The 3,548-nt window shown below is 47.8% G+C and carries 4 protein-coding genes; all 4 read right to left on the bottom strand.

The window, feature by feature from the left end; all coding sequences use genetic code 11:
• Positions 1-1,200 (bottom strand): cytochrome b N-terminal domain-containing protein (locus tag HY877_06010; protein ID MBI5299829.1); only part of this gene is annotated, 1,200 nt, incomplete at its 3' end.
• 4 nt (positions 1,201-1,204) lie between these two features.
• Positions 1,205-1,681, bottom strand: a complete 477-nt coding sequence (locus HY877_06005; GenBank protein MBI5299828.1) for a ubiquinol-cytochrome c reductase iron-sulfur subunit — start codon at positions 1,679-1,681, stop codon at positions 1,205-1,207.
• A 133-nt stretch (positions 1,682-1,814) separates the two neighbouring features.
• Positions 1,815-2,561 (bottom strand): hypothetical protein, encoded by a 747-nt coding sequence (locus HY877_06000; GenBank protein MBI5299827.1) that lies wholly within the window; start codon positions 2,559-2,561, stop codon positions 1,815-1,817.
• The coding region (locus tag HY877_05995; protein ID MBI5299826.1) for a cytochrome c3 family protein at positions 2,533-3,548 on the bottom strand (1,016 nt) is incomplete at its 5' end. The genes HY877_06000 and HY877_05995, both read right to left, overlap by 29 nt.

The following is a 3,548-nucleotide window of genomic DNA, read 5'->3' as shown; positions in this document are numbered from 1 at the left end:
GGAAAGATCGGGTCCCACATTACCCCCTTCTCCTTTAATGCTGTGACAATGAACGCAATGCAGGTCACCGTAAATTCTTTGCCCCTGCAAAACGAGCGGATTTCTTTCAATCCGCGGATTGACCAGAGGAGATTTCCAGCCCTGATACGAAAGAAGCACAACAAAGCCCACCGCGATACAACCGCCACCAATCCAAAACGGTCTTGCAAACGGATGACGTTTTTCCCCACGCTCCAGAAAAGGAATAAAAATCAAAAAGAGAAGCATCAGCGTGGGGAGCACAATGGCGGCCAGATATTCCAGAGATCCGGGGAACAATTTGAGAGACTGAAATAAGAAGAGAAAATACCATTCCGGTCTCGGATTATAGGAACTATCTGTCGGATCGGCAGGGTTTTCCAAGTCAGCACCAAAATGGGCGGATAAAAAGAAGATAACCGCAAAGACCAGCAGGACCATGACAACATCTTTGAAAACACTGTAGGGAAAAAAAGATTTTCCCTTGGCTTTTAGTTCTTTGTAATCGGGCGCCTTCTCTCCCCTTGCCTGCGGCGGCGCGGAAATGCCGTGATAGACAACCAAAAAAAGATGGATGCCGATGAAAAGCACCATGAAAATGGGGAGAGCCAAAACATGAAAGGCGTAGAAACGCGTGAGGGTCAGCGCCCCCAATTCCGCGCCCCCTTTTAAAACGGTGGCAACGGCAGGCCCAAGAAACGGGGCTTGGCTAGAAATGTTCGCGCCGACGGCCGTTGCCCAATAGGCTTTCTGATCCCAAGGTAAAAGATATCCGGTAAAACCAAGACCAAAAGCACCCAGCAGTAAAAATATTCCGGCGATCCATGTCAATTCCCGTGGAGCTTTATAGGAAGCCATCACGTAGACACGGAAGAGATGCAAAAATATAAGAACGATCATGACGGACGCACCCCATTTGTGCAGGCCGCGGATAAAAGCGCCCATGGGAACTTGGGTCATGATGTAGCGAATGGATTCATAGGCATGATCGGGAGATGGGGAATAATTCATCCCGAGCAGTACACCCGTAATAATCTGAAGAAGAAAAACAGCTAACGTTGCTGACCCTAGCGTATAGGCCCACGCCCATTTTCCGGGCAAGGGAATCTTGCGATCCAAAAGAGTCTGTTGGATATCCGGCCATCCGAAACGATTCTGAAACCATCCCAAAATTGTCCGCATTTTCTCAAGCCCTCTTTAGTGTAGGCAGTACCCACAGTTTTCCGTTTTCCACTTTGACGGCGTAGCGGTCCAGCGGTCTGGGCGGCGGCCCCGAAATCACGTTGCCATTCATGTCAAACACGGCCGCGTGACACGGACATAAAAATTCATTCTTCGCGTTATCCCAGCGGTAGGGACATCCCAGATGGGTACAGTGTGGATCAAAAATCGTGAATTCCTTTCCGTCTTTCGTCACGACCCACGCGGAACGCCGCTCTTCAACGGTCATCCAGCCATCTTTGCGTCTTTGAACAAAATCAACTTTTGTGGGTTTGTCGACGGGGATGGTGTCGGCTTCTCCTAAGAAAACCCAGTCAAGATCGCTTTCCTTCCAGACGGGAGACAAAAAATAGGTGGCGGCCGGCGCAAAAAGAGAAGCACCGATGAAACAGCCCAGACCCCAAATTGAATATTTTAAAAAATCTCTACGATCAATTTCCATTGTTTATTGCTTTCTAGGGCACCCTAGTCATCCTGAACCCTTCGTCATTACTGTCATTCTGAGCGGAGCGAAGAATCTGCTTGATAACAAATTGGATTCGAAGCACAGCGAGGAATGACAAAACCAACAGTCTCTACTTTGTGGCCGGCTTCTTGCCCAGTTCCGTTTCAGCGCTTTTCACTTCTTTGATTAAACTCTCGGCTTCCCCGATCACTTCGTCCACGTTAAAGGAATGCCATTTTTTCTGAACCGCGTTATAACGTTGCACAAAATCTTTTTCCATTTTCACAAACCGCTCTGATGCCTGTCCTTTATATTCGGAAAGTTTTTTCTGATAAAGTTTCAAAGACCCCTTAAGCGTGTGAAGCAGACTGAACGCCTTTGCGGCCTTAACCGGTTTTCCGTGACACAACGAGCAAGTCTGTTCCAGATCGGAATACGAAAGCACGGTGGTTGCCATGGCCCCATGGCACGTCAAACAATTTGGTCCCCGCCCTGTGCGATTCAATGTTTTATAATGAATGCTCTTTTTAAATTCCTGAAATTCGTTGGTGTGACATCGCCCGCAAGTAGCGGGAATTTTCTGAAAATAAACAGAGGAATTGCTGTCTTTGGAAGAGAGTACGCCCTGATGCGCTTTAACGGGGTCCGTTGCGGTGGCATTCCCGCCGTGACACGACTGGCAGGTCACGCCTTTTGCCGCGTGAATGGATTTTTTCCAATCGGTATAATTGTGTCCGACATGTTGAAGTTCCGTCAGTTGTTGGTGGCAGTTAATGCAGGTATTTTCTTCGGCAAAACCCGAAACAGACGCACTCATCACAAGCATCAACCCCAGAATGAAAAAAAGTCTATAAAGCGTGACAACCGGTGCAAACATTTTTGACTCCCTTTTTCAAAGGGACACTTTTGTGGGCGCCGATTTCATGACACTGAACGCAACCCATCATCCCTGTGTGCGCTTTATGTGGCATTTTTTTTCCGAAGGCAACAACAAATTCCGGCGGCACTTTTACAGAAACTTTGGAATGGCAAAGTGTCGCGCAATAACTTCCTGATAAAAGAGGGTTGGCAGAAAGATCAGGCAGTTGTGCTTTAATTTTTTCACCGATTTCAGAAAGAAGTTGGTCTTCGCGTCGGAGAACGAGAGAAGCCAGATAGATATTGTGTTCCCCGTGTGAGGCACGGACAAAATCGTGCCATCGTTTTGCCAATCCAATCTTTCCTGACATCGCCTTGATTTCATCCGGAGGGAGAGTGGCGGTTTTCAACCCGGCCCGCGCCGCGTTGAGTTTTTCATCAAGCCCCGCCAGAGTTTCCTGCAGAGCACTTTTGGTTTCTCCCCATATTCCCTCAAAATGTGCTCCGTGGCATTTCGCGCAGGCTCCTTTGGAGGGTTTAAAATTTTTTCCCCTGAATTCCACTTCGCCCGAGGCAGGTGTTTCTTGGTAGTGACAACCAATGCAATCGACATTTGCGAGATACATGGGACTTGGCATTTCCGGAAGTCCCAGAGCAGAAACTTTTCCCGAATACATCTCCAACTGACCGGCATGTTTATTTTCGTGACAGAAAGAACAATCAAAAGCCAGCGTGGGCGGGTGGAATGGTTCGGAAATATCTTTTTTTCCAAAACCATGGCGTATCTCCTGATGACAATGGAAACAAGCAACACTGTGTTTGGTGATATGGTTTTCATGGACAAAGGCGACATCTTCAAAACGGGCCAGTTTTTCCGGTTGGTTGTGACAGGTCAGACAACGGTCTTGGGAGACATTCCCTTCTCCTTGTATCACATCCAGATGACAGTTCTGACAGGCGACTCCCTGTTTCGTTACAAAATCTTTGTGATTGTAAGTCATGTTGC

The sequence above is a fragment of the Deltaproteobacteria bacterium genome (genome assembly GCA_016213065.1).
Classification (GTDB): Bacteria; UBA10199; UBA10199; order SPLOWO2-01-44-7; family SPLOWO2-01-44-7; genus JACRBV01.
The sequence above is the reverse complement of the archived record's forward strand: the minus strand, read 5'-3'. Positions and strand labels throughout refer to the sequence as shown.